The sequence below is a fragment of the Nocardia sp. NPDC057668 genome, from assembly GCF_042799795.1.
In the GTDB taxonomy this organism is placed as follows: domain Bacteria; phylum Actinomycetota; class Actinomycetes; order Mycobacteriales; family Mycobacteriaceae; genus Nocardia.
The window spans coordinates 1,412,341-1,437,532 of the sequence record NZ_JBHVIC010000001.1; the positions used below are offsets into that span (position 1 = coordinate 1,412,341).

At 68.9% G+C, this 25,192-nt stretch carries 20 protein-coding genes and 1 tRNA gene; 15 read left to right on the forward strand and 6 right to left on the reverse strand.

Annotated elements, in window-relative coordinates; genetic code table 11:
• Positions 1 to 179: 179 nt before the first annotated feature.
• On the reverse strand, positions 180 to 950 hold the full coding sequence (locus tag ACFVBH_RS06520; RefSeq protein ID WP_379000353.1) for a helix-turn-helix domain-containing protein: 771 nt from the start codon (positions 948 to 950) through the stop codon (positions 180 to 182).
• A gap of 151 nt (positions 951 to 1,101) precedes the next feature.
• Here ACFVBH_RS06520 and ACFVBH_RS06525 point away from each other — a divergent pair, with 151 nt between their 5' ends.
• The 3 genes from ACFVBH_RS06525 (at position 1,102) to ACFVBH_RS06535 (ending at position 5,856) form a co-directional block, all read left to right on the forward strand.
• Positions 1,102 to 2,958: an ABC transporter ATP-binding protein gene (locus ACFVBH_RS06525; protein WP_379000355.1), complete on the forward strand. Its 1,857-nt coding sequence runs from the start codon at positions 1,102 to 1,104 to the stop codon at positions 2,956 to 2,958.
• Entirely contained in the window at positions 2,955 to 4,676 is a 1,722-nt protein-coding gene (locus tag ACFVBH_RS06530; RefSeq protein WP_379000357.1) for an ABC transporter ATP-binding protein, read from the forward strand. Before ACFVBH_RS06525 ends, ACFVBH_RS06530 begins: the two co-directional genes overlap by 4 nt.
• A gap of 427 nt (positions 4,677 to 5,103) precedes the next feature.
• Positions 5,104 to 5,856, forward strand: a complete 753-nt coding sequence (locus tag ACFVBH_RS06535; protein ID WP_354984236.1) for a metalloregulator ArsR/SmtB family transcription factor — start codon at positions 5,104 to 5,106, stop codon at positions 5,854 to 5,856.
• A gap of 36 nt (positions 5,857 to 5,892) precedes the next feature.
• On the opposite strand, the gene ACFVBH_RS06540 is transcribed toward ACFVBH_RS06535, so the two are convergent.
• Complete coding sequence (locus tag ACFVBH_RS06540) at positions 5,893 to 7,227, reverse strand: hypothetical protein (protein WP_379000359.1); 1,335 nt, start codon at positions 7,225 to 7,227, stop codon at positions 5,893 to 5,895.
• A gap of 168 nt (positions 7,228 to 7,395) precedes the next feature.
• On the opposite strand from ACFVBH_RS06540, the gene ACFVBH_RS06545 reads away from it, so the two are divergent.
• Positions 7,396 to 8,898, forward strand: coding sequence for a DUF222 domain-containing protein (locus ACFVBH_RS06545; RefSeq protein ID WP_379000361.1), 1,503 nt, complete (start codon positions 7,396 to 7,398; stop codon positions 8,896 to 8,898).
• Positions 8,899 to 9,650: 752 nt separating this feature from the next.
• Here the strand turns inward: ACFVBH_RS06545 and ACFVBH_RS06550 are convergent.
• On the reverse strand, positions 9,651 to 10,403 hold the full coding sequence (locus ACFVBH_RS06550) for a hypothetical protein (protein WP_379000364.1): 753 nt from the start codon (positions 10,401 to 10,403) through the stop codon (positions 9,651 to 9,653).
• Between the two features lie 291 nt (positions 10,404 to 10,694).
• Between ACFVBH_RS06550 and ACFVBH_RS06555 the strand changes: the two genes are divergently transcribed.
• From ACFVBH_RS06555 to ACFVBH_RS06595, 9 genes are all read left to right on the forward strand, one after another.
• A complete protein-coding gene (locus ACFVBH_RS06555) occupies positions 10,695 to 11,759 on the forward strand; it encodes a hypothetical protein (RefSeq protein ID WP_379000367.1) in 1,065 nt (354 codons plus the stop codon).
• Positions 11,752 to 12,579, forward strand: coding sequence for a hypothetical protein (locus tag ACFVBH_RS06560; RefSeq protein WP_379000369.1), 828 nt, complete (start codon positions 11,752 to 11,754; stop codon positions 12,577 to 12,579). Before ACFVBH_RS06555 ends, ACFVBH_RS06560 begins: the two co-directional genes overlap by 8 nt.
• Before the next feature lie 3 nt (positions 12,580 to 12,582).
• Positions 12,583 to 13,443, forward strand: coding sequence for a hypothetical protein (locus tag ACFVBH_RS06565; RefSeq protein ID WP_354984175.1), 861 nt, complete (start codon positions 12,583 to 12,585; stop codon positions 13,441 to 13,443).
• The gene (locus tag ACFVBH_RS06570) at positions 13,440 to 14,066 is read left to right on the forward strand and encodes a hypothetical protein (protein ID WP_354984176.1); all 627 of its coding nucleotides are present in this window, start codon (positions 13,440 to 13,442) and stop codon (positions 14,064 to 14,066) included. The genes ACFVBH_RS06565 and ACFVBH_RS06570 overlap by 4 nt, the downstream gene beginning before the upstream one ends.
• Before the next feature lie 17 nt (positions 14,067 to 14,083).
• On the forward strand, positions 14,084 to 15,730 hold the full coding sequence (locus ACFVBH_RS06575) for a cutinase family protein (RefSeq protein WP_379000372.1): 1,647 nt from the start codon (positions 14,084 to 14,086) through the stop codon (positions 15,728 to 15,730).
• Positions 15,727 to 16,572 (forward strand): hypothetical protein, encoded by an 846-nt coding sequence (locus ACFVBH_RS06580; protein WP_354984178.1) that lies wholly within the window; start codon positions 15,727 to 15,729, stop codon positions 16,570 to 16,572. Before ACFVBH_RS06575 ends, ACFVBH_RS06580 begins: the two co-directional genes overlap by 4 nt.
• A 142-nt stretch (positions 16,573 to 16,714) precedes the next feature.
• A tRNA-Gly gene (locus ACFVBH_RS06585) sits at positions 16,715 to 16,786 on the forward strand.
• Between the two features lie 104 nt (positions 16,787 to 16,890).
• A complete protein-coding gene (locus ACFVBH_RS06590) occupies positions 16,891 to 17,175 on the forward strand; it encodes a hypothetical protein (RefSeq protein WP_354984179.1) in 285 nt (94 codons plus the stop codon).
• Positions 17,176 to 17,265: 90 nt separating this feature from the next.
• Positions 17,266 to 18,417, forward strand: coding sequence for a hypothetical protein (locus ACFVBH_RS06595; RefSeq protein ID WP_379000374.1), 1,152 nt, complete (start codon positions 17,266 to 17,268; stop codon positions 18,415 to 18,417).
• A gap of 91 nt (positions 18,418 to 18,508) precedes the next feature.
• Here the strand turns inward: ACFVBH_RS06595 and ACFVBH_RS06600 are convergent, their stop codons facing one another.
• A complete protein-coding gene (locus tag ACFVBH_RS06600) occupies positions 18,509 to 20,398 on the reverse strand; it encodes an AMP-binding protein (protein ID WP_379000376.1) in 1,890 nt (629 codons plus the stop codon).
• A gap of 141 nt (positions 20,399 to 20,539) precedes the next feature.
• A complete protein-coding gene (locus ACFVBH_RS06605) occupies positions 20,540 to 21,448 on the reverse strand; it encodes a hypothetical protein (RefSeq protein WP_354984182.1) in 909 nt (302 codons plus the stop codon).
• A 257-nt stretch (positions 21,449 to 21,705) separates the two neighbouring features.
• Between ACFVBH_RS06605 and ACFVBH_RS06610 the strand changes: the two genes are divergently transcribed.
• A complete protein-coding gene (locus ACFVBH_RS06610) occupies positions 21,706 to 22,929 on the forward strand; it encodes an MFS transporter (RefSeq protein WP_379000379.1) in 1,224 nt (407 codons plus the stop codon).
• Entirely contained in the window at positions 22,926 to 23,465 is a 540-nt protein-coding gene (locus ACFVBH_RS06615) for a GNAT family N-acetyltransferase (protein WP_379000381.1), read from the forward strand. Before ACFVBH_RS06610 ends, ACFVBH_RS06615 begins: the two co-directional genes overlap by 4 nt.
• On the opposite strand, the gene ACFVBH_RS06620 is transcribed toward ACFVBH_RS06615, so the two are convergent.
• Entirely contained in the window at positions 23,446 to 25,077 is a 1,632-nt protein-coding gene (locus ACFVBH_RS06620) for a TlrC/CarA/OleB/SrmB family ABC-F type ribosomal protection protein (RefSeq protein WP_379000383.1), read from the reverse strand. The genes ACFVBH_RS06615 and ACFVBH_RS06620 overlap by 20 nt on opposite strands.
• Between the last annotated feature and the right edge of the window lie 115 nt (positions 25,078 to 25,192).

Here is a 25,192-nt window from a genome sequence, read left to right on the forward strand (position 1 = left end):
CAGGCGACTCACACCCCCAAGGAAGCGCACACCCTGACGACAACGGACAGGTGAACACAGCACGTGTGCTCAGTGGGCGCGGGGCACCCCCGCGGTCGCCTCCCACGCCCGTGGCACTCCTGAACGAGGAAGAGCACCTCGAACGAGAGTGTTGTGCCCCCGCCGTCCTGGCCGCCGCGCTACGTCCCGAGGTCGAAATGGATCCCCGTGCGCAGCGTCGCCGCGGCGGAGATCCCGAACATCGCGTGGAACGTCTCGCTGAAGTGCGAGGGGGTCGCGAAGCCCGCGTCGATGGCGGCCCGGGTCAGGTCGTGGCCCGCGCCCACGGACCGCATCGCGTGCACGATGCGCGCCCAGCGCTGGTAGCCGCGGAAGGTGGTCCCGCACTGCTGGGCGAAAACCCGCAGGAAGTGCGTGGTGGACAGGCCGAGGGACGCGGCGATCGGCTCGGCGCGGTAGGTGTCGTTCGGATTGTCGCGGATACCGGCTGCGACCCGGTCGATGCGCGGATCCGAGACACGCGCCGGACCCGAGACCGCCCGCGCGACAATGCGATCCGGGTCCGGATCGAGCCCGGCACACAGCTCGGCGAGTTCGCGTTCGTGGCGATGACCGAGCCCGTACGGTTCGTCGAACGCCGTCATCTCCCCCGCGATGGCCGAGGCGCTCGTGCTCGCGGGATCCACGAACAGCAGCAGTATCCAGCCGCCGGGCACGGTCACCCGATGCGGGGTGTGCGCGGGTGCGAAACAGCTGCCGGTGGTGATCGGCCCGTGGGTGGCGGTCTCCAGCTCGAACGGCCCGTCGAGACCGACGCTGAGCACCGCGACCGCCGGGGCGTGCAGATCGACCCCGAGCTCGGGCCCGATGTACCCGGCATGGGCGGGGCGAATCCACACCCGGGGCAATCTGTTCGGACCGCAGGTTTCCGAAAGCGCGCCGACGGTCACCCCTGCGAGCCTACCGGTGGGGCCGTCGGCAGGACGGCCCGGCGGAGCGCGCGGACTCGCGGGAACGGCGGTCGCACTCCCCCACGACAACCCGAATCGGATCGGCATGCGAGCACGCCGCCCCGGTTCGCGAGGAGAGCGACGACGCGCGATGACCACCACCGAACAGGCTCGGCCGACAGCCCGGGTCACACCACCCGATCCCCCGCCGCCGCACATGATCCGGCTGCTCGCGCCGTATCGATGGCGCTTCGCCGCGGTGCTGGCGCTCCAGGTGCTCGGCGCGGTCGCCGGTCTCGCACCGCTGCTGGCCGTGGTCGAGCTCGGCCGGACGCTGCTGTCCGCCGGGCCCATCGACCACGGGCACGTCCGGCTGATCGTGCTGGCCGGCGCCGCCGGGCTGCTCGTGCGGCTGGTGTGCACCGCCGCGTCCGCGGGCATCGGGCATCTGCTGGACAGCCGGGTGCAGCTGGACCTGCGCAGGCGGCTCGCCGATCGGCTGGGCCGGGTGCCGATCGGCTGGTTCGCGCGCAGGCGGACCGGCGAACTGGCGAAGATGGTGGGACAGGACGTCAGCGCCACGCATCCGCTGATCGCCCACGCGCCCGGCGAACTGGTCTCCGCGTTCGTCGTCCCGCTGGTGTCGCTGATCTACCTCGCCGCCATCGACTGGCGGCTGACCCTCATCACCCTGATTCCCGTCGTGCTCGCCCTGGCCCTGGTGCCGTTGATGATGACGCCGAACCGCCGGCGCCTGGAACACGAGATGGATGCGGCCATGAGCCGGATAACTTCTGCCGCAGTGGAATTCGTGCAGGGTATCGCGGTGGTCAAAGCCTTCGGCGGCGGTTCGCGCGCCCACCGCACGTTCCTGACGGCCGCGGACGACTTCACCGACACCCTGCGCAGCTGGGTCTTCGGCATGTCCCTGATCGCCGCCGGCATGCAGCTGGCATTGTCGCCGCCGTTCGTGCTGTTGGTCGTGCTGATCGGCGGTTCGGCGTTCATCACCGGCGGCACCCTGGCGCCCGCCGATCTGCTGCCGTTCCTGCTGCTCGGACTCGGCCTGACCGCGCCGGTGGCGGCACTCGGGCACGGCCTCGACGACCTGCAGGCCGCCCGGCGCGCACTCGGCCGAATCCGGGATGTGCTGGGTACCCCCGAGCTTCCCGAACCCGCGCGACCCGTTGTGCCGCAGGGACATCGCGTGGAGCTGCGGAACGTGCGATTCGGGTACGGCGACGGTCCGGAAGTCCTGCGCGGCATCGACCTGACCCTAGAACCCGGCACCGTGACCGCGCTCGTCGGACCCTCCGGCAGCGGAAAGTCCACGCTGGTACAGCTTTTGCCGCGCTTCTTCGATCCCACGCACGGCGCGGTCCTGCTGGGCGGGGTGGATTTGCGCGAGCTGAGCAGCCGGGAACTGTACCGGCGGGTGTCGTTCGTCTTCCAGGACGTGCGGCTGCTGCGCGCCTCGGTCGCGGACAACATCGCGCTGGCCGCGCCGCACGCCGCCCTCGACGACGTGGTGCGGGTGGCCAGGCTGGCCGACATCCACGATCGAATCCTCGAACTCCCGCAGGGATACGAGACCGTGCTGGGTGCGGATGCGGACCTGTCCGGCGGTGAGGCGCAACGGATTTCCCTCGCCCGCGCCCTGCTCGCCGATACGCCCGTGCTCGTGCTGGACGAGGCGACCTCGTTCGCCGATCCCCTGACCGAGCGCGCGGTGCGACGGGCACTGGCCGGTCTCGCCGCCGACCGGACGATTCTCGTCATCGCACACCGGCTGGAGACCATCGCCGACGCGGACGCCGTGGTGGTGCTGGAGAACGGCGTGGTCGTCGAACAGGGTCGTCCGGCCGAATTGCGCACCGGTTCGGGCAGATTCGCCGAACTTCACGGCGCACACGCCCGGCGGGATCGACCACTCCGCGACCACGTTATGGAACCGGCCGTGCCCGACCACGGACCGAACGACGACAGCCGGGAAGGCGACCCGCGATGATCCGCATGCTCCTGCACCTGCTCGGCCACGACTACGCGGCGCCGCTGCGGCGCACCCTGGCGCTGATGACGGCCACCGCCGTCGCCGAGGGCCTCTCGTACGCGTTCCTGGTCCCCCTGCTGCGCGCGCTGTTCGGCGACAGTCCCGAGGACGGACGCCCCTGGCTGATCGCCTTCGCCCTCGCGGTCGTGGTGTACGCGATCCTGCGGTACCGCAGCGACCTGGCCGGCTTCCGGGTCGGCACCGCGCTACTGCACGGGGTCTACCACCGGCTCGGAGATCACCTGGCGCGTCTGCCCATCGGCTGGTTCACCGCGCGCCGCGTGGGTGAGGTGTCCGAGCTGGCCGGCGCCGGGGTGCTGCAGTCGATGGGCGTCATCGCGCACATCCTGGGACCGTTCCTGTCCGCCTGCGTGACACCGCTGACCATCGTGCTGGTCATGCTCGCCTACCAGTGGCAGCTGGGCCTGGCGGCACTGCTGGCCGCACCGGTCGTGGTGCTGATCCAGATCCGGACCGGCCGGGCGATGGCGGCCACCGACGCCGACCGCGACGAGCGCGACCGGGAGGCCACCGCGCGGGTCATCGAATACCTTCGCGCACAACCGGTGTTGCGCGCGGGCGGGCGCACCGCCGAACGGTTCGGGTTGCTCGACGACGCCCTGAGCGAGGTGGCACGGGCGAGCCGGAACTCCATTCGCGCGGCGGTACCCGGCCTGCTGGGCTCGGCGCTCACGGTGCAGGCGGTCTTCACCGCACTCCTGGCCCTCGGCGCGTATCTGGCGGTGGGCGGAAGCATCGGCGCGGCAGAGGTTCTCGCGATCCTGGTGCTGGCGGCCCGCAGCGCGGATCCACTGCTGTCGCTCTCGGACATCGGGAGCCAGCTCCGTTCCGGTCGCGCGGTGCTGACGAAGATCGACGCGGTGCTGCGCACCGAACCGCTCCCGGAACCGCGCACCCCGCTCAGTCCTGCCGGTCATGACGTGGAGTTCGACGCGGTGACCTTCCGGCGCGGTGGGCGGCCGGTGGTCCGCGACCTGTCGCTCACCGTTCCCATGGGTACCCGGCTCGCGATCGTCGGCCCGTCCGGGTCGGGCAAAAGCACACTGCTGCAACTACTCGCGCGGTTCTACGACGTGGACGGCGGCGCGGTGCGGATCGGCGGGGTGGATGTCCGCTCGATGAGCACGGACGACCTGATGTCGCGGATCGCGATCGTCTTCCAGGACGTGTACCTGTTCGACGGAACGATCGCGGAGAACATCCGGCTCGGGCGGCCCGGGGCGACGGAGGCCGAGGTACGAGCGGCGGCGAGTGCGGCGCAGCTCGACGAGGTGATCGAGCGGCTGGCCGATGGGTGGAATACGCAGGTGGGTGAGGGCGGGTCGCTGCTGTCCGGTGGTGAGCGGCAGCGTGTTTCGATCGCGCGGGCGCTGTTGAAGGACACGCCGATCGTGCTGCTGGACGAGGTGACTTCGGCGCTGGATCCGATGAACGAGGGGGCCGTGCACGCGGGCGTGGATCGGCTGATGACGGGGCGCACCGTGGTGGTTGTCGCGCATCGGCTGCGCACGGTGCGCAGCGCCGATCACATCGTGTTTCTCGACGGCGGGAGGGTCGTGGAGGCGGGGAGTCACGATGAGCTCGTGTGTGGGGGTGGGCGGTATGCGGAGTTCTGGCGGGTCGCTATGGCACCGGAGTTGGATCGGGCGGGGTAGGGAGGATCTTCGGTGCCCGACCGTCGGGTCAGCGTTCCCAGCCGTCGGATCGACATTGTCGGGCGTCGGGTGGGCTTTCCCGGCTTTCGGGGAATCGGAGCGTTGGGAGGTGGCTGAGTTCCGGAACGACTGGATAACGAGAACCAGCGTTGCCCGGCCGAGAACGTGGGTCGCGGTTCCAGCCCTACCGGGCCGATAGCGGTGTGGCCCCGGCGGTGGGTGGGCGACGCGATGTGAGTTCCCGTCGGCTCGGGATGCGGTCGCGTGGGGGCGGGTCGACGGCAGCGAATCGACCCTCGGAGCAAGCGGGTGGGCACGGCGGCGGACTCTCGCGCGCGCCTGTCAGCTGTGGTTATGCTCCGAGGTGTTGACATATGCAGGTAAACACCTGCATTATTTTCGGGTGCAACCCGAACCCGACATGGACATGGTTTTCAAGGCGTTGGCGGACCCCACCCGGAGGCTGGTGCTCGACCGGCTGCGGGAGCAGAACGGGCAGACGCTGCGTGAGCTTTGCGAGCGCGTGGACATGGCTCGGCAGTCCCTGACGCAGCACGTGGACATCCTGGTGGCCGCCGGGCTCGTCACCGTGCTGCGGCGCGGGCGGGAGCGGGTGCACTACATCAATCCGGCACCGATCCACGACATCGAGATGCGGTGGATCTCCGTCTTCGACCAGCCCCGGCTGGACGTGATCCGCGGTATCAAGAATCAGGCAGAGGAGTACGCCATGACCACGGCCGTAGCCAACTACGTGTACGTCACCTACATTCGCGCCAGCGCCGAGCAGGTCTGGAAGGCGCTGACCGACGCGGACCTCACCGCCCAGTACTGGGGACACGCGAATGTGTCCGACTGGCAACAGGGTTCGACCTGGGAGCATCGCCGCGTCGACGGCACCGGCAAGATCGACGTGATCGGCAAGGTGCTCGAAACCGATCCCCCCAAGCGCCTGGTCGTCACGTTCGAGGATTCCCTGGAGGAGGATCGCGATCCGTCGGTGGTGACGTTCCTGATCGAGCCGCACCGGGACATAGTCCGGCTCACCGTCACCCACGAGAATCTGCCGAACGAGGAAATGCTGCAGGGCATTTCGTCCGGCTGGCCCGCCGTGCTGGCCAACCTCAAGTCACTGCTCGAGACCGGAGCGGTACTGCCGCAGGCACCCTGGGACATGTGATGCCGGGGCGGCCGTGAGCTCCGACCGCCCCTCGGGTCAGACGTCCCGCTCGATACGGGTGACGGCCGCTCGCCTGGTCTCGAGCTCCTCAGAGGCGTCAGTGGCGATGGATTTGATGCGTTCGTGGACTTCGGGATTCGAGAGATCGGCGTGTGCGATGCCGATCTCTCGGGTGCCGGACTCGCAGTCGTCCAGGCATTCGATCGCATACCGCACGGGGAAGTCCGCCGCCAGCGTGCTCAATGCCCCCGCGCAACGCTCACGCAGATACGAATAGGGCGTGCTGACGAAGATCTCCTCGATCGGCGATCTCGCGGGTGCGTAGGTCAGCCGGCCGAGGGCCGGGACTATGTCGCACAGGTCCCCGATGCCCTCGTCACCGGCCGCGGCGGCGGAGATCATATGGTCGAACAGCATTGGCGCGTCGGTGCTCTCACCGATTCTCGCCAGCATGGACAGCGCGTCGTCGTGCTGATCGCCGCCGGGGGAAAGGCTTGTTCGAGCCCAAGTGAGCGCATCGGGCGATCGGAGCTCCCGGAACTGCCTGCGCAACCAGATTCGAACCTCGCGCGGCAGTTCCCGGTCGGTGAGCCGCACGGACGCGATGTCCAGCAGGAACCTCGTCCATCGTTCGTCGCCGAGCGACCGGGCTTCGGCGGCTGTCAGATACCCGGCCTCGACCGCGAAACGCACCGCCCGATCCCGGAGCCTCACGTTTCGCGCCGCGGCTCCCGGCCGGTCGCGCTTGCTCTCGGCCTGTTCGCGTTCCACGGCAAGAGCGGCGCGTTCCGTGCGCGGACTCGACTGCCGCCAGGTCAGCCACGGATGCGCGGACAGATCGGGGAATTGCCATGACGAACGCAGCAGGTATGTCAGTTCTTCGTCATCGACGATGGCGAGAAGGTCGTCGTGGAGTCCTTCGGCTTCGGGATGATCCACGAAGGGCAGGAGATGCCCCATGGCCACGTGTGGATCGCGTCCCGTGGCGAGGTAGCGGCGCAATTCGGTTATCGCACCGGGAATCCCGCGCTGCGCCAGGCATTCGAAGACGCCGGTGACGATCCAGGCATCGGAGTCGCCGCGCGGGTCGTGCGGGGAGGAATAGGCGGGGCGTAAATCCGCGAGGTCGATGCCGAGATCCGTTACGAGCGTCGCGTACAGCCACGCTCGGGACTCGACCTGGTGATCCCAACGGGGGTCGTGGACTATGCAGTCGACAACGTGGGTGGCTGCGGCTTGCCGGTTCGAGCGGGCTCGAGCTCTGGAGGCTCCGCGACCGCGCTGGATCATGCCCAGCAGGGTGTCGGGAGCCGCTCGGAGGAGTTCGGCGGGGTCCTGGGCGGGGGGATCATTGTTCTCGGGTGCGACCACCGCGCGACTTTAGGAGTTCGGGGCGGTGAGGGCCAGGAATTAATGGCCGGCGGGGTCGGATTTGCGAAGGAGGAGGATCGGTGTCCGAATCATCGTTTGGTCTGAATATTGTTGTATCACAATTGAATTGGGCTATTCATGGTTGCTATGAAGAGGTAGAATGGGGGTATGAATTCGGGAAGGGAATCCGCTATCGCGCAGAGTGCACACGCATTCGCTGCCGCGGTGGAAGGCCTGCTCGAATCACCGATGTTTCCGTTGTCCGATGACGAGTTCATCGAGTTCATGCAGGAACTCGAAACCAGTTTCCGGAAACTCGACGTGGTCAAGCAGCAGTGTGCGCTCGAATCCGGAGCGCGGGGGCTGCCCGCACGGGCCGGGGTGAAGAGCCCGATCCTGTTCCTGCAGGAGACACTGCGGCTTTCACACCAGGAAGCCGCCGCTCGGGTTCGAAACGCCGACCTGCTCTCGACCGTGCAGGAAGGCTCGTTCCACCGGCCGCCGGTGTTGCCGCGTGTAGCCGAAGCGCAACGGGCCGGGGACATTTCCGCCGACCACATCAAGGCGATCAAGGATGTACTCGCGCGGATCCCCGATGCCGCGGGCGTGGAAGCCAAAGACCTCGCCGAACAACACCTGACCGCGTACGCCCGCCAGGGTGACCCGAAGGGTGTGACCACCCTCGGGGTTCGAGTCCTGGCCTACACCGACCCCGATGGCCGCCTGGTCGAAGCCAAGGACCGCCAGCGGGTGCGGGGTATCACGATCGGGAACCAGCGGATCGATGGCATGTACCCGATCTCGGGATTGCTGACCCCGCAACTGGGTGCGGTGTTCATCCCGGTGATCGAGAAGCTCGGCCGACCCGGCATGTGTAACCCCGATGACCCCGAAAGCCCGTGGACCACCGCTGAACTCGGCATCGATACCGAACTCGACGACGGCGACACCATCGACGATGGCACCGAGGTAGACGACGCGTCGTTGACTCCGGCCGAACGAGCTCGGGCTGCCGCACGCGCGAAGGTGCGTGCGGCAGCCAAGCGTGATCACCGCACCGCCGCCCAACGCAATCACGATGCGCTGCTCACTTTCCTGCGCCCGGATATGGGGCCGTCGAGGCTGGGATCGCATCGCGGGCTGCCGGTCTCGACCATCGTCACGATGAGTATCGAGGATCTCGAACGCCGCATCGGGATCGCAACGACCGCGACCGGTGGCACGATGTCGATCACCGAAGCCCTCGAGGTCGCCACGAACAGCACCCGATACCTGCTGGTGGCCGACTCGGATGGCCGCCCGTTGCATCTGTCTCGTGGTCAGCGCTTGGCCAACCCGGCGCAGCGATTGGCGTTGACCGCGACCGAGCGGGGTTGCACCCGCCCCGGATGCGACGCGCCGGCGAGCCGATCGGCCGTGCACCACATCAAGGAATGGGCCGATGGCGGCGATACCGACATCGAGAACCTGACCTTCGCCTGCGATTCATGCCACGCCCAGGTCAACACCGGCCCGAACGGGTGGGGAACTGTCGTTATGGGCCAGGATTCGGATAATCCGGGCAAGACCGGATGGATCCCGCCACCCCATATCGACCCCGCTCGCAGACCTCGTGTGAACTTGCGTCACCACCCCCGAGTGCCGGGTATCCCTGCGCGGCGACTCTGCTAGCGGCATCGCCGCCGGTACCGATCCGGACCCCCTGTGCGCCAAGCGCTTCCGCCCATTGCCTCCTCGGCTTTCGATGCCGCAGGGGCTCGCGCGCACCTGTGGCCCTGCCCGGCCTTCCCGCCCGTGCAGCGGGTGCGGCTCCACGGCATCGGTGTTCACTCCAGTGGCCGACGTAGCCCCAACCCAAACCCACCCTCCGGCTTCCAGCGGGGTTCGGGAGAACAAGCACGAACAACGCGGCAGTGCTGGTTACCTCGCCAGCCGTACCCGACCTCGGCTCCCCCGTTGGGAGCCTGTTCGCCCTGCCAGCCTGGCTGGATGGCCGTGGGAACCCTCTCGAGACTTACAGACAAAGATCCGTCATCGCTGAATGCTGGTACTGCCTTAGAGGGTGATCGTGGTGAGCGGTAATCGATTCGAGGCTAGCTTGTACCCCCGCCGGTGGTAGATCCCTCTTATCAGCCCGGTAGGGCCGGTACCGCCGTCGAGGCTCCGAACCGGTCCCCGCTGGTATTCCGTTATCCAGGCTGCTTTGCCCCGGGAGGGCTGGAACCGCAGCCCGGCCTCCCCATCTGCACCCCGCTGGTTCTCGTTATCCAGGCTGCTCTCCCCGAGGGGGCCGGAACCGCAGCTCGACCCCCTGACCGGTCCACGCTGGTTCTCGTTATCCAGTCGTTCGTCAACCCAGCCAGCCCCCCAACGCTCCGATAATCACCCCGCGGAACCACCCCTCCCCCGGTCCCCGAAACCCCTCACCCCACAACAGGCAAGGTGACAACCCCCTCCGGAATCACCGAAATCGAGTGCACAGTAGGAACCTTCGCCACCGGATCCGGCAACAACAACCGCCAGTCCTCGGACACCCACAACACCACCTGCTCGGCCGAAGTGATGGAAGCATCCGGATACGTGGAATACACGGTGAGATCCGCCCGCTCCGCCGAATAGTTGTTGATCTTGTATGCCGTGATGCGAGGCGCAAGCGCCGGGTTGGCGGCCGACGTGATGGAGATCTGCGAGCGCGAGAGAACCCAGTTGTCCTTGGCGGGCCCGGGGATGAGGGACTGCGATGCTATCTGCGGCCACGTGGTGTCCGGCGCGAGCGAGAGCCGCACGTTGTGATTGATGGCGGCCAGCGCTGCCCCCTGGGGCGAGTGGGTGTAGCCCGTGGCGGCGGTGCCGAGATTCTTGGGGCCGTCGGCGCCGATGGGAAGTTGAATGCCCTGGTACGACTCCCAGTGGATGTCGGCCGGCGGGCGCGAGGGATCCGGGGCTTCGGTCGTGGGAGTCGTGCCGGAAGGACCGTCGCTGCCACAGGCGGTGAGGAGCAGGGTGGCCGCCAGGATCGGTAGCGCTGCGAGGCGGCGGAGCCGGGTGGCCGATGGCCGCGCGAGCGATTGCCGGGAGTGTGCTGACTTGGCGCACATGCGAATTCCTTCCGCGAACCGGTGCCTGTTCGAGACATGTTGGGGCGCACGGTTCTTACGGGGGTTGACGGGGATCATACGGCCGTCGGATCGATTAGTAGGAAGAATTGGTTCCGACTGTCCCGTATCCGGTTGTGGCGAGCGTGGTTACGAGTAGGATCGAACCCGGAACATGATCATCGCACGGTGGTGGGGTTTCGGCATGGGTCACAGTGACACGGGTCGGGGGATCATCTGCGATGGGGTCGGTCACGGGCATACAGCCTGGCCGTCAGGGGGATTCGGGCCGGGGAGTCCAGTGTTGACCGTATGGGGAATGGGGTAGAGATGAGCGCTACACGTACCTCGCTCGCATGGTCGGTTCTGCCGATGCTGCTGGTAGCGAGCCAGGGAGTTGCCGCGGCGGCACCTGGGCAACCGGGGCTGGCCGTGCCCGGTGAAGGACAGCCCGGGCTGAGTACGACGCCTGAGCCGCCCGCGGTGAATACCGCGCCCAGTCCGGCGGATTGGATTCCGGATCCGCCCGTCGCGCCGCCGAATCGTCCTCGGCCGCAGCAGCAGACTCGGCCGAATATCGATACCCTCGTGCAGCCGGAGACTCAGGAAGAGTCTGCGCCTGAGGAGGCGACGGTCGCGCCTAATGATCAGGCTGCGGTTCTGCCGTCGGATCCGCATCAATTGCGGGTCGGGACGAATACCGTGCAGTTGCCGGACTTCGTTGATTTGAAGTCGCGAAACAAGGCTCAGGCATACCTCGATATGGCCGAGTGGCAGATCGCTGCCACATATGATCGCCTTGGCTTTTCGCAACAAGAATCCGATCGTCTGGCCGCGACGAGCACTGTTGGAGCACTACTCGGTAGTGGTGCGGCGGCAGTTGGCACGATGGCTCTGGCCCCGGTTGGTTGCGGCGTCGGCGCGGCTGTGGGAGCTGTCGCTGGTGGCCTGATCGGCGGAGTGCCGACAGCAGGTGTCGGCGCACCTGCGGGTGCGGTAATCGGCGGTATCGCGGGATGCATCGGCGGCGGAGCACTCGTGGGCATGTCCGGGGTGATCGTCGGTGGCACACTCGCCGCCCTCGCCGGTGGCGCGCTTGGTGGCGGAGATGCGACCCAGCCCCCACCCGCTGATCCTGCCCTGGTCGAGGTCGCAGCCCCCGTCGAGCCTGCCGTGCAACCGGTCTCGGCCCCCGTCATAGCCGCTCCCGTAGTCCCCGACTACGTCCCCGTCGAGATCGCCGAACCCGTGGTCCAGGCCGTCGCCCCGGTGGTCCAGCAGGTCAATACCGCCGTGGACCAGGCTGCCGTTCAGGTGGCGCAGGTGGTCGATCAAGCAGTGACCACCGTTGATTCGCTGCGCTCCGCCGTGGCCCAAATGCCCGTCCTGACACCGGAAGCCTTCCTGGCTTCCATCCAGCCTGCCCCGGGTGTCTGACACGAACGAAGAGGGTGACGCCGTGATCGAAGAGAAGGATGTCACGGCGGCGAGACCACCGATGCCGGCTCTGCCGCCGAATCCCGAGGGTCCGCAGGCGGACTCGGCTCCGGATCCAGCTGCGGGCTGGGCGCAATGGCTCGATGCGGGTCATGCGCCGGATGCGCACGGCGAAGCTCGCGCGCGCACGTCCGCGGAGTTGTATCTGGCCGCCGAGGATCCGATGGCGCCGCTGGTCAGTGCTGCTCGCGAGCGGGCCGCGATTACGCGCAGGCACAAGGTGATTCGGGATCGGATCGCGCTGAGCGGTGTCGCGGTGGTGGCGTTCGCCGTGCTGGCCGCCGCGCTGTGGTTCCAGTTCAAGCCCGAGGAGTCCACGGCCGCGCCCGCCGCTGTGCCGGTGACCGAGTCGGTGACGCCCGTGGTGGATCGGCCGGGATCGCAGTCCTGGTGCCGCGAGACCAATACGCCGGATCAGGTGAGTGGTTCCGGTCTGGGTGATCTCACCACGGGTCCCGGTGTCATTCTGCGCCTGGAGCACGCCTGGTACGTGCAGCGCGATGCCGCGGTGGTGCGGGCCCTACTCACCCCGGATGCGCTCGCCGCGCCGGAGCAGGCCACTCGCGATGCCATCGCGCAGGTTCCGGCCGGTACGCAGCACTGTGTGAGCGTGGCTCGCATGAATGTCGCCGATCGCTGGAGTGTCACCGTGGACGAGCGCCGTCCCGATGGCTCACAGACGTCATGGCAGCAGATCTTCACCACCACCGTTCGAGACGGTCAGGTGCGCATCAGTTCCATTGTGGCGAGCGGACAGTGAACCATGACCGACGTCCACGATCTCATTCGCCGATTGAGCGATCCCCCGCTCAGTGATCTCATGCAGCCGGGTCCGGCCGGCTCACCCACGGATTCGGTGCCGCTGCGCGGTGGTCAGGGCAGACTGGTGCGGCCCGTGCTGCCCTCGGTGCTGATTCTCGGCGGATCCGGTTCTTCCGGCGCGTCCACGACCGCGCTCGGCCTGGCCGCCGCCGCTGCCGTGGACGGCGAGGGCGAGATCTGGCCGGTCGCCGTGGATTCCACGCTCGGCGGCGGTGATCTCGCGCTGCGCGGCTGCGATACCTCCGCACCGGTGAGCACCGTGCAGAGCTGGCTGGCCACCGATCATCCCGAATTCCCGTCCAGTGTGGAGGCGTGCGCGGGCCGGACGTCCACCGGTGTGCGGGTGCTGACCCGTAGCCCGGATGCCTTCCCGCGCCGTGAAACGCTCGTCTCGGTGGCTCGGCACCTCGAAACCGCCGGCCTGCTGGCTGTTTTCGACGCGGGCGCACCGGTGACGAGTCGATTGGCCGCGCCGCTGCTGTCCGATCCCCGGGTGGGGCTGGTGATCACCGTGGCCGCGCGCCCGGATGCCATCAATCGCCTGCAACCGGCGTTGACCTGGCTGGATGACAATTTCAGCGAGTTCGTGGTCGGCGATGCGGTGATCGTGCTGACCGAGCAGGTCCCCGGTTCGGCGGCCACCGTAGTCGATCACGTGCGCGCGCATCTGGGCTCGTGGGTGCGCGAAGTCGTGAAGATTCCCTTCGATATGCACCTGGCCACCGGCGGCAAGATCACGTGGCATCGCCTGGCCGCCGAGACGCGCGATGCCTATCTCGCACTGCTCGGGGCGCTGCGATGACGGGCGGTGCGGCGCCGGTTCCCATGTGGCACCGCGCTGTTCCCAATCGGCCTGCGCGCCCGCCGCTGGTCTGGCTCATCGGCATGCACGGTGGCGCCGGGGTGAGCAGTCTCGCCGCGAGCATGAGCTGGGCCGGGGATGCTGGGCAGCGCTGGCCCGCGCGCATCGGGCTCGGCGCGGATATGGATTCACCGCTGGTCGTGCTGGTGGCGCGCACTCATATGCGCGGGCTCAACACGCTGCAGCGGGCGCTCGTCGCGCACCAGAAACAGGCGACGCCGGCCGGGAGTGAGATCGTCGGCCTGATCACCGTCGCCGATTCCGCACGGCCGCTGCCGATTCCGGCGGACGAGCGCCGCCGCGAGGTGGAAGCGCTCGCCTTCGAGTTGGGCGCGCAGTCCTGGCGGCTGGGCTGGCTCGAACAGTGGCGCGCGCTCGAACCCCACGAATTGGCGGCCTGGGAGCCCGGCTCCGGCATCAGTCCGCTGGAGGACGGCGATCCCACTCGCACTCCACCGCAACCGGTTCGGCTTCTGGCCGAGCTGATTCTCACCACCGCCCGCGCGGCGGGGGCGAGGATCACCGCCCGCGCGCAACCCGTCGCGCTCAATGCGAGTACTTGACCTGAACGAGGTGCGTGGTGAATCGACAATCGCTCTCCCTGGCCGGAATTCGGCGCTCGGCGCTGACGGCCGCCGTGGTCTGTGTGCTCACGGCCGCGTCCATCGGCGCGGCCGCGGCCGATACCCCCGAGACGCAGGTACCCATCGATACCTGTCCCGCGCTGTACGCGCTCGGCATTCAGGGCACGGGTGAGTCCTCACCGGATGCGGCGGTGACCACCGATACCGGCATGCTGTCGGCGGTGTTCCGGCCGATGATGTCCGGTGCGGGCGAGCACGGCCTGGTGGATCGCGCGTATGTACCGTACGAGGCGTCCTTCGGCGGTGCGATGCTCACCGGCACCGGGACGACGCCGTACATGCAATCGATCAGCGGCGGCCTGGATCGGCTGAAGTCCATGGCCAAGCAGGTGGTCGAGCGGTGCTCGAACACTCGCATCGCGCTGGCCGGGTATTCGCAGGGCGCGCATATCGCCTCGCTGTTCGCCCAGGAGGTCGGGGCGGGCAAGGGCGTGGTCTCGGCCGACAAGATCGCCGCGGTGGCGCTGTTCGGTGATCCGACGCGCAATGCCGGGGCGGCGCTGTTCCCCGGCAAGCCCGGGCAGACCGTGCCCGATGCCGCGCCCGGCACCAGTGGCGAAGAGGTGAAGGGGCTTTCGTCGCCGCCGCAGTCCTCCGAACCCGCCGTGGGCTCGGGCATCGGGTCCGCGGGTGCGGCGCAGGCCGGTTTCGGCACGCTCGCGGGGCGCGTGGCCAATTTCTGCAGCACCGGCGATCTGGCGTGCGATGCGCCCAATGCCGCGCCGCTGGTGCGGGTGGTCGCCAATATCGCTTCGCAGGTGGAGCTTTCGGGCGGAGATCCCATCGCTTCGCTGCGCTCGATCGCCGAGGCGGTGGCGTTCACCTCGATCAAGACGTTCACCGAGGTGGTGAACAACGATATCTCCGGCACGTCGCTGACCGATCTGTCGATCACGCCGCAGAAGTCGATCTCCCAGCGCGTGGCCGAGGCCTCGGATCCGCGCAATACCTCCGTGGACATTCCCGGCGCCATCCAGGCGCTGGTCAAGATTGGCACCATTGCCTTCAATTCCGTTGTGTCCGTTGTCCGCACGGTGCTGACCGCGACCAATATCGCCGAGATCGCCACCGCCGGGCTGGCCAATCCGCTGGCGGGACTGGCGGTACTGGGCACCAAGGTGCTCGGCGCGGTCGCGAATCTGGTGCCGCCCACCACGATCAGCAAGTTGACCGGCCAAGCGTTCACCGCGCTGGTGCAGAACGTGACCGACAACAAGGATCTGCTCGATGTCACCACCTGGGTGAAGTACTGGAATACCGCTCGCAAGCACGATTACGCCAATGCCGAGGGTTCGGGCTTCGGCGAGAGCCCGGCCGCCTACGTCGGGCACTGGTTCGCCGCGACCGCCGTCGATCTGTCCAAGACCGCGCCCGCGGGCAGCGTGCCGTCCGGGGGCAGTGACAAGCCCGCGCTGGGACTGAATTTCGCGCCGAGCACCACGGTCACCACCACCGCTCCCGGTGGCGGCCAGTTCCCGCTGGGCGGTGACGCGCCGAGCACCAGCGCCGGACCGACCACCTCGGGCGCGCCCACCACCGGATACCCCCTGTTCTCCGCACCCGAACCGCAGGTGACCCGATGAGCGCCCCCGGCGCCGGCGATGCGCAATCGGCACGCGAGCGGCGGGCCGCGCGAGACGATGACGAGTACACCGGGGACTGGTCCGACTGGATCGCGCCCGAGCCCGCACCGAAGCACGCGGCCGCCGGTCAGCGGGTGGATGACGCGTACGAGGACTACGCGGACGAGTACGAGGACGACGACTATTACGACGATCCCCCGCCGCGCCGGCGGCTGGGGTCGCCGCAGCGGCGCACACCGCTGACCGCGCGCGGGCGGGAGCCGTACTCGCGTCAGCAGTGGATGGTGCCGCTGCTCGGGGTGCTGGCGGTGCTGGCCATCACCGCCGCGGTCGCGGTGCAGTTCGCCAAGGCGACCGGCCCCGAACCGAGCCGGGCCATGCCCACCCTCGAGCCCGCGCCCACCACGATCACCTCGATGCAACCGGCCGCGGCGGGCGCACCCGACCTGTGCCCGAACGAGGCGGTGGGCACGCATGTGCGCGGGAACGGACCCGGATCCACCCATTCGGGGCCGGATGTCATTCTCGCGCTACAGAACCGCTACTACACCGAGCGCAACGGTCAGCGGGTACGGGAGATGTTCGTGCCGGACTCGCCCACCACGCCCACGGCCGAGGCGATCCAGGCCGGGATCGACAGCATTCCGGCGGGCACCACCTACTGCGTGCAGATCATGCCCGGGCCGTTCGCGAGCCAGCACGTCATGGTGGTGACCGAGACGCACCCGGACAAGAGCCGGAAGGTCTGGCCCGCGCAGCTGGTGCTCACCACCGCGATCGGGGATCGCACGCTGGTCTCGGCGGTGCTGCCGTACACCGAGGGGGACACCACGCCCCGGTAGATCCGCCACGCGCGCACCGGCTTCCGGGGGCTGCCACGCCGAGGGCGACATGTCCGGATTTCGGGCGTTTTGGTGGTTCGGCAGCTCATCGGCTAATGTTTTCCCAGCACGACGGAGGGGCTCAGGCCCCGAAGACGCGTAAGCGGATGTAGCGCAGTGGTAGCGCATCACCTTGCCAAGGTGAGGGTCGCGAGTTCGAATCTCGTCATCCGCTCTCAATCTGAAGTTCGCCTCACGAAGGACGAATGTTCCTCCCGCGCAATAGATCTCGCGCACATTCCCGGGCATGTCCACCGCCTTTCGCGGTATCTTTCCAGGGTGACCCCCACGCTCAGCGCCTTCTACGACACTGTGCTCGCCCAGATCAGCAATCCCACCCCGGAGACACCCCCGGTGGCCGACAAGCTCATGAAGCTCGTCCGGTACTTCACGTGGTTCATCCTGCTGTCCGGCGTTATGGCCATCACCTACGCGGGCGGTCGCTTCGCCTGGGAGAAGTGGTCCGGCGGCGGCCTGGCCTCGCCCAAGATGGTCGCGGGCGCCATGATCGGCGGGGTGATCGCCACCAGCGCCGGAACGATCATGAACGCGGCGATCGGATAACCGGCTCACCTCCCGCGCTCTGTCGGCCCCCGCGGTTACGCTCTGTTCAGGCTCGGTCGAACAGACTGGCGAACAACGGTAGGGGCCGCGGTGGGCAGTAGTGAGCGCGACAGTACGTCCTTCGGACTCGAGGACGTCAACGAGGCCCTGTCCGCACTGACCATCGATGCCGCCGTCGAACGACCGCGCGACGGCGCGGTCATCACCTGCCGTCTGGGCCTGGACGGCGAGAATCCCGAAACCCTCACCCTGCTGGGCGCCCGCTTCGGCGTCTCCCGAGACCGGGCCCGGCAGCTCTACACCCGCGCCATCGGCCAGATGATCCGCCAGCACCAGGCCACCGGCGATACCGATCTGAGCGTCTTCGCCGAGCGCTATCCCGTGGGCTGGGGCGATGAGCGCCTGGTGCGCACGCTGCTGGCCGAAACCTATGCCACCGATACCGACATCGTCGCCCAGGACTGGGCATACCTGAAGCTGCGCCTGGCCGGGCACGAACTGCAGGACGCGAAACGCATGGCGGGCTTCGTGTTTCAGCGCATCGCCGGCTGGCAGCAGAAGGGTCGCTGGCATCTGCTGCCGCCGCAGCAGCGCGAGGAGATTCCGGCCGACATCTGGAATCCGTGGCTGCGCCGGGTGGAATGGGCCGAGGGCTCCCCCGCCGAACTGCCCGGGACCGCCGCGCGCACCCTGGATCTGGAGGATGACGGGCGCGGGCACATGTACTCCGAGAAGCTCGGGCGGGAAACGACTTTCGACACCGGGTTGCAGGCGCGGCTGTTCCGGCAGCTGGACGGCAGCGAGCGGGTCGAGACGTTCCAGGAGTATCCCGCCGAACTGGCCTACGACATCGACGGCAGTGAACGACTGCACCATCCCGCCGCGGTGGCGCGGTTCACCGACGGACGCGTGGTGCTGATCGACGTGATCCCGCTGGGGCACACGGCATTCCACGCCAGCCGAGCCAAGGCCGCCGCGGGGCGGGCGTACGCGCACGCGCACAACTGGGGGTGGGTGGTGTGGACCGGGGGCGATCAGGGCGTGGCCGAGTTGACCACGCGCAAGGTCGCCACCCGGCACGAGAACCTGCTGCGCAATCGCCTGGCCGAAGGTCCACTGTCCTGGGCGGAGTTGAGCGGCTACCGCGCGGACACCGGTATGGAGTTGCTGGATCTGGCCGCACTCACCCTGCGCCACGGCTGGCGCTGGGATCGCGGGCCGTTCAAACTCTCCCGGAGCTGAGGGCGCCCGGCGAACACGCCGCGGCTCAACCCGGTTGGGCCGGGCCACCCGGATACTGCCGGGCTTGCGCCGCGCGTGGGTGAGGTTCGGGCTACGCGGCGGGTTCCGGGCGCGCGGCGGGGGCCGGGCGCTCGGGCGCAAGAGCTACGTCGTCGAGAACCTCGGTGGGCGGGCCGGCACTCACGGCATCCGGTGGGGTGACGCGTAGCGACTCGCGCAGGGTCGCGCGGCGGATCTTCTGGGACGGGGTCAGGGGAAGGGTCGTCACGAAGATGAAGCGGCGCAGGTGAGTCCACTCCCCCAGGCGGTCCGTGACCGCGCGGCGGAGCTCCGCGGCGAGGTCGGGGGCCGGGGACGGTGAATCGGGGCGCTGGACGACGAAGGCCACGGGAACCTGCGTGCAGAGCGGGTCGGGGGCGGCCACCACCGCGCAGCGTTCGACCTGCGGGTGGGCGGCGAGGATCTCTTCCACATCCAGGGCGGACAGGCTCTCGCCGCCGACGTTGATGATGTCGTCGGTGCGGCCGGTGATCCACAGGTAGCCGTCCGCGTCGAGATAGCCCGCGTCCGAGGTGTCGTAGTACCCGGGGAAGCGTTTGAGGTAGGTGGCGACGAAGCGGTCGTCATCGTGCCAGAGGGTGCGCACCGCGCCGGGGGGCAGCGGCAGCTTCAGCACCACGTTGCCCGGGACCCCGTGCGGCCGTACGCGTCCGGAGTCGTCGAGGATCTCGACTCGGCAGCCGGGCAGCGGGCGGGTGACCGAGCCCGGCTTGCCGGGCAGCAGGCCCGCGCCCAGGGTGTTGGCCGCCAGCGGCCAGCCCGCCTCGGTCTGCCACCAGTTGTCGATGACGGGGCAGTCGAAGGTCCGCTCGGCCCAGTCCAGCAGGCCGGGCTCGACGCGTTCACTGGCCAGGAAGACGCCCCGGAGACCACCGTGCGCGTTCGCCGATTCGGGGTGCGGCGCACGGCGGATGCGGCGCAGCGTCATCGGCGTCGTCGACAGGACGCTGACGCCGTGTTCGGCGATGATCCTGGCGAAGGCGCCCGCGTCGGGGGTGTCGGTGGGCGAGCCCTCGTACAGCAGGGTGGTGCAGCCGCTGACCAGTGCGCCGTAGACGGTGAAGGAGTGTCCCATCACCCAGCTGGGGTGCGAGTCGGTCCAGAACACGTCACCGGGGCCGACGCCGAAGACATCGCGCACGGCCCAGCGCAGCCCGGCGAGATAGCCGCCCGTATCCCGCACCACCGCTTTGGGTTTGCCGGTGGAGCCGGAGGTGTAGAGCAGGTAGAGCGGGTGACCGGATTCGACCGGGATCGGGGCGCGGGCGGTGGCCACGGCCATGAGCTGGGACCAATCCAGATCACGCGGGGTCAGCCCGATCGGGGCCTCCGGGCGCTGCAGCACCACGCAGTGCCGGGGCTGGTGGGCCGAATGCGCCAGGGCAGCGTCCACGGTCGATTTGTAGGGCGTGGGATCGCGGGTCTCGAAACCCGCTGAGGCCGTGAGGATCACGCCGGGGGTGGAGTGTTCGATCCGATCGCGCAGCACCGACTCCGGCACGGCGGGGACCACGACATGGGTGATGCCGCGCCGGGCGCAGGCCAGCATGGCGACGATGGTCTGCGGCACGGCGGGCATGTGGATCAGGACGGTGTCGCCGGTGCGGACCCGCAGATCGTCCAGCACGCCGGCGAAACGCGCCACCTCGTGCAGCAGGCGCCGATAGGTGATGGTCTGTGCGGCGCCCGTGCGCGGACTGTCGAACACGATGGCCGCGGTGTCGCCCCGGCCCTCGAGGACGTGGCGGTCCACGCAGTTCTCCGCGGCATTGAGGTAGCCGCCGGGGAACCAGCGCTGAAAGGGTGCGTTATCGCTGTCCAGCACGGCATTCCAGCGACGAGTCCACACGAGCTCACCGGCCTGATCCGCCCAGAAACGCTCCGGATTCTCCGCCCACGACTGATACACGGTGTCGAACATGATGAAACATTAATGTTTCATAAGCTTTGCCGAGGGGTATATCCCAACAGGTGAGAGCCAAACACCCTCATTCCCAGCGTCTTCCGGAATGCCGACGCCGGAAAACGCTGCCGGGCAGGGTGATCGAACGCGGCGAATCGGTCAGACGATGACCAGGCCGGCCGCGATGAAGGTGACGATGATCAGCAGGGCGAACCAGCTGATCAACTGCCAGTGCTGAATCGCCGCCTTCTGACCCGCCACGGTGATGCGCAGGGTGGCGTCCACGCGGTTGTGGTCGGCCAGTTTGCGGCGCGCCTGAGCAAGATCATCGGCCTGCTGCTGAGCGGAGAGTTCGGCGCGTTCGAGGCGATGGGTCAGGCGCAGCAGCTGTTTCGCCTTGTCGCGGGTGGCTTTTCGCGCCACGGCCAGGGCGGTGCGCTGATTCATGAGCTCCTGGCGCTGACGCGCGATGACCGTCGCCTGTGTCCGCGTGTGCCGTTCCCAGTCGGTCACCGTCGCCCACCCTCCCGTGTGCTCGTCACGGAAGCCGTAGGCGAGCTCTTCCGCGACCCAGTCGCTGATGAAATCTCGCAGCTCGCAAGCGGATTGGTCGGGCGACACCACGCCGCCCGGGCCGGCCACCAGCATGCCGCCCACCGTACGGTAGTCGCATGCCTCGGGGGCGAAGTCGTCCAGGGCCAGGGCGGGCAGCTGGGTGATCCACCAGCCGGGCGGGCAGATCCACACGATCTCGGTGCACCCGCTGGTGCGCAGCGCGGCGGTGACCGCGCGGGCGCGCGCCAGCTCGGGGGCGGAGGTCGTGATCTCGATGGCGCAGACACGATCGCCCTTGCGCCACAGCACATCCGGGGTGGAGGTGCCGATGGACACGTCGACCTGCGCGTCGACCCCGGCCGTCGCCAGCCGGCTGCGCAGCCAGTACTTGAAGCGCTGGGCGTCCCAGCGACACGCCGCGCACCCCGGCTCGCGGCAGCGGTCTTCCGGCGCGTGACCGCGCGAATCAGCCCCGGCGGTCTTCGGATTCGGGTCCGGATCAGCGAGAGCCACCGATCGACCAGGTGGAACTTCCACTCGCCTCGTACTCACACGATCACCGCCCCAGCCACTTCATCATGAACCGCTTCCGTAGTGCCCGGAAACCACCGGTCCACGCCTGACATCAAGAGTGCAGCAGCACCGGTGTACTCGGTCGGTAAAGCGACCATATTCGTTACCCAACCGCGAGCGCGGCGTGATCAAGTGCCGAACGGACTGTTATCGCCACCCGGGATGCCGCCGATCGTTGCCGTCGCTACTCTTTCCGGATGATTCACCCGCTCACCCCCGGCCCGCAACTGCGGGGCGCTCGCGCCGCGAACTCGGCGGCCTTCGCGCTACAGGGATTCTTCCTGGCCGTGGTGCTCACCGAACTGCCGCAGCAGCGCGATCTGTTCGGGCTCACCGACAAGGACATCGTAGCCGCGGTCGCACTGATCTCGCTGCTGGCCGGTGGCGGCAGCATCGCCGCGGAGAAGCTGGCGGTGTACCGGTCCAGCCGGACCGCGCTGCGCCTGGGCCTGCTGCTGATCGCGGCCTCCGGTGTGGGCGTGGCCTTCGCGCCGAATCGGGTCGTGCTGTTCGCCGCGCTCGGGGTGTACGGCGTGGCCGTCGGGATCGTCGACGCCGGAACCAACATGCAGGCGGTGTTCATCCAGCACGGCTACGGCCGGTTCGTGCTGTCCTCGTTCTACGCCGCCTGGAGTGCGGGCGCGATCACCGGCGCGCTGTGCGTCTCGCTCTTCGAACGGCTCGGGCTGTCGCTGCGGGTGTCGGTGCTGATCGCGGCCGCGATCGTGCTGGCGGTGACGCTCGCGGCCGGGCCGCGGTTGCTGCCGGCGGCCGCGGCCGAGTCCGGGCCCGCCGAAACCGATACCGCCGCACCGGTTCCCACACGCCTGTTCCTGGCCTTCGGCATCGTGCTGGCGCTGGCCTTCGCGATCGATTTCGCCGTCGGCAACTGGTCGGCGCTGTTCCTGACCGATGTGCTGGCGGCCTCGTCGTCCACCGCCGCACTGGCTTTGGCCGCCTATCAGGGCGCGTCGCTGGTGGGGCGGCTCACCGGCGACCTGCTGGTCCGGCGCTACGGGCCACGCGCGGTCGTGCGGGTGGCCTCGATCATCGGCTCGATCGGACTGGCGGTGGCGGTGGCCGCGCCCGGTCCGGCCGTGGCCATCGCCGGGTTCCTCGTCGCCGGCATCGGGTTGCCGCTCATCGCGCCACTGTGTTTCAGCGAAGCGGGCCGGCTCACCAGCGGGCGCGGACTGGACTCGGTGATCGCGCGACTCAACCTGTTCAACTACGCCGGCACGCTGGTGGGCGGGGTCGTCGTGGGCGCGCTGGCCGCGGTCACCGACCTGCGCGGCGGCTTCGGGGCGACGCTGCTGTTCGCGCTGATTCTCATCGCCTGCGCGCAGGTCTTCCACGCCCGCACCACCGTGACCGCCGTGCCCGCGCTACCGGAAACCGGGCGTGCTTCACTGGACAAGTGAGCAACTTTCCAGTGACCGTCGAACGGGCCGATATCCCGGATGCCGCCGAGCTGGGCGAGGTCGCCGCCGCCACCTTTCCCCTGGCCTGCCCGCCGGAATCCACCCCCGCCGACATCGCCGCCTTCATCGAGCAGTGGCTCTCGGCCGAACGATTCCGCGAGTACCTGAAGGACCCCGCTCGAATCGTGCTCCGGGCCGTGTCCGACGGGGACATCGTCGGCTACGCACTGCTCAACGCCGGCGAGCCCGCCGATCCGGACGTGGCCGCGGTGATCGAGACCCGCCCGGTGACCGAGCTGAGCAAGATGTACGTGCTGCCCGGTCACCACGGCAACGGCGTCGCCGCCGCACTCATGACCGCGGCGCTGGAGGCCGCGCGCGCGGAGGGCAGCGCCGCGGTCTGGCTGGGCGTGAATCAGCAGAACGCCCGCGCCCAGCGGTTTTACGGCAAACACGGCTTCGTGATTGCCGGCACCAAGACCTTTCTCGTCGGCTCCCAGCGGCATCACGACTACGTCATGCAGCGGAGTTTCTGACCGCGCCCGCGTCCAATTCCAGTCGCCTGCCCCGGAATCGGGCGCACATGCGCCGGTCGTGGGTGACCAGCACGACCGCGCCCGGGTAGCCCGCCAGCGCCCGCTCCAGGTCTTCGACCAGGGCCGGGGACAGGTGGTTGGTCGGCTCGTCCAGCAGCAGCAGATCCGCGGGATCGCTGACCAGGCGCGCCAATTCGATGCGCCGGCGCTGGCCGTAGGACAGCTCCTCGAGGCGCAACGCCAGTTCCGCCGGACGGAACAGGCCCAGCGACAGCAGCTCCTCGGCGTACTCGTCGGCGCAGCCGGGGCGGCCGTCCGCGTACGCCTCGAGCACCGTGCGCCGCGGCGGCCACGGCGATTCGTCCTGCCGCAGGTGGCCCACCCGCCCGTGCACGGTCACCGCGCCGGCGTCCGGTGCGAGTTCGCCGGCCAGCAGGCGCAGCAGCGTGGTCTTGCCCGCGCCGTTGGGCCCGGTCACCAGCAGCCGGTCGGCCGCGCCCAGGCGCAGGCCGTCCAGGAACAGCCTGCCGTCCACCCGGACCCGATCGAGCTCGGCCACCACCGCCGCGGCGGACTCCCCCGCCGCCATCGGCTCCGCGCCGAAACGCAGCGGATCCGGCGGCGGGGCAACAGGTTCGGCGCTCAGGCGGCTCACCCGCTCCTTGGCATTGCGCACCCGGGACATGGCCCCGTGAGCGCGCCCGCGCGCCCGGAACGGACCGGCCGCGAAGTTCGCCAGCGGCAGTTTTCGGGGAATCGCCGCCAGCCGAGCCACATTCGACTCCGCCAGGCGGCGATTGCGAGCCAGCTCGGCCCGCCACCGGTCGTGCTCGAACTGCCGCCTACGGCGTTCGGCGGCCTTGGCGGTCAGGTACCCCGCGTAGCCGTTGCCGTGCCGGGAGACCCGGCCCGCCTCCACCTCGAACACCACCGAGGTGATGCGTTCGAGGAAGACGCGATCGTGGGTGACCGCGACGACGGTGCCGCGATGAGCCCGCAGTTCGCGCTCGAGCCACTCCACCGCCGCGAGGTCGAGATCGTTGGTGGGTTCGTCGAGCAGCAGCAGTTCCGGGGCGGAGGCGAGCGTGCCCGCCAGCGCCAGCCGCCGCCGCTCGCCGCCGGACAGCGTGCCCAGCGGTCGATCTCGGTCCAGACCCGGCAGGCCGAGCCCGGTCAGCGCCGCCTCGACGCGTAGTTCGGCTTCATAGCCGCCGCGCGCTTCGAAGCGGGCGACCAGCTCCTCGTAGCGCTCGAGGCGTTTGCCGAGTGCCCCCGGTGCGACCAGGGCCGCTTCGGCGGCACGGAGACGGTTTTCGAGTTCACGGAGCTCCTGGAGGGACAGATCGATGGCGTCGGCCACGGTGGCCGTCGGCGGCAGGGTCAGGGTCTGCGCCAAATAACCTGTCCCGCCCGGGGATTGGACGATCACGTCGCCGTTGTCGGGGAGTTCGCGACCGGCGATCAGCCGGAGCAGGGTCGACTTCCCGGATCCGTTGTCACCGACAACGCCGATCTTGTCGCCGGGCCGGACGGACAGGGTGACCGCGTCGAGCACGATGCGGTCGTCGTAGCGCTTGGTGACGCCGGAGAGGGTGAGTTGCGCGGTGCGCATGGCAAGCTCCTGTTCCCGGCGCGGTGCGGCGCCGGATCGCTGAGAGAACCCGCACGAAAAGCGAACGCCCGGTGCTGAATACCCGAGCGGTCGAATCAACGACCGATCGAAGACA

Excerpts from the sequence above, each read along its gene's own strand:
- ACFVBH_RS06525 (WP_379000355.1), top strand. The coding sequence starts at position 1,102 with ATGACCACCACCGAACAGGCTCGGCCGACAGCCCGGGTCACACCACCC.
- ACFVBH_RS06530 (WP_379000357.1), top strand. The coding sequence starts at position 2,955 with ATGATCCGCATGCTCCTGCACCTGCTCGGCCACGACTACGCGGCGCCG.
- ACFVBH_RS06535 (WP_354984236.1), top strand. The coding sequence starts at position 5,104 with ATGGTTTTCAAGGCGTTGGCGGACCCCACCCGGAGGCTGGTGCTCGAC.
- ACFVBH_RS06545 (WP_379000361.1), top strand. The coding sequence starts at position 7,396 with ATGAATTCGGGAAGGGAATCCGCTATCGCGCAGAGTGCACACGCATTC.
- ACFVBH_RS06550 (WP_379000364.1), bottom strand. The coding sequence starts at position 10,403 with ATGATCCCCGTCAACCCCCGTAAGAACCGTGCGCCCCAACATGTCTCG.
- ACFVBH_RS06555 (WP_379000367.1), top strand. The coding sequence starts at position 10,695 with ATGCTGCTGGTAGCGAGCCAGGGAGTTGCCGCGGCGGCACCTGGGCAA.
- ACFVBH_RS06565 (WP_354984175.1), top strand. The coding sequence starts at position 12,583 with ATGACCGACGTCCACGATCTCATTCGCCGATTGAGCGATCCCCCGCTC.
- ACFVBH_RS06570 (WP_354984176.1), top strand. The coding sequence starts at position 13,440 with ATGACGGGCGGTGCGGCGCCGGTTCCCATGTGGCACCGCGCTGTTCCC.
- ACFVBH_RS06580 (WP_354984178.1), top strand. The coding sequence starts at position 15,727 with ATGAGCGCCCCCGGCGCCGGCGATGCGCAATCGGCACGCGAGCGGCGG.
- ACFVBH_RS06600 (WP_379000376.1), bottom strand. The coding sequence starts at position 20,398 with ATGTTCGACACCGTGTATCAGTCGTGGGCGGAGAATCCGGAGCGTTTC.
- ACFVBH_RS06610 (WP_379000379.1), top strand. The coding sequence starts at position 21,706 with ATGATTCACCCGCTCACCCCCGGCCCGCAACTGCGGGGCGCTCGCGCC.
- ACFVBH_RS06620 (WP_379000383.1), bottom strand. The coding sequence starts at position 25,077 with ATGCGCACCGCGCAACTCACCCTCTCCGGCGTCACCAAGCGCTACGAC.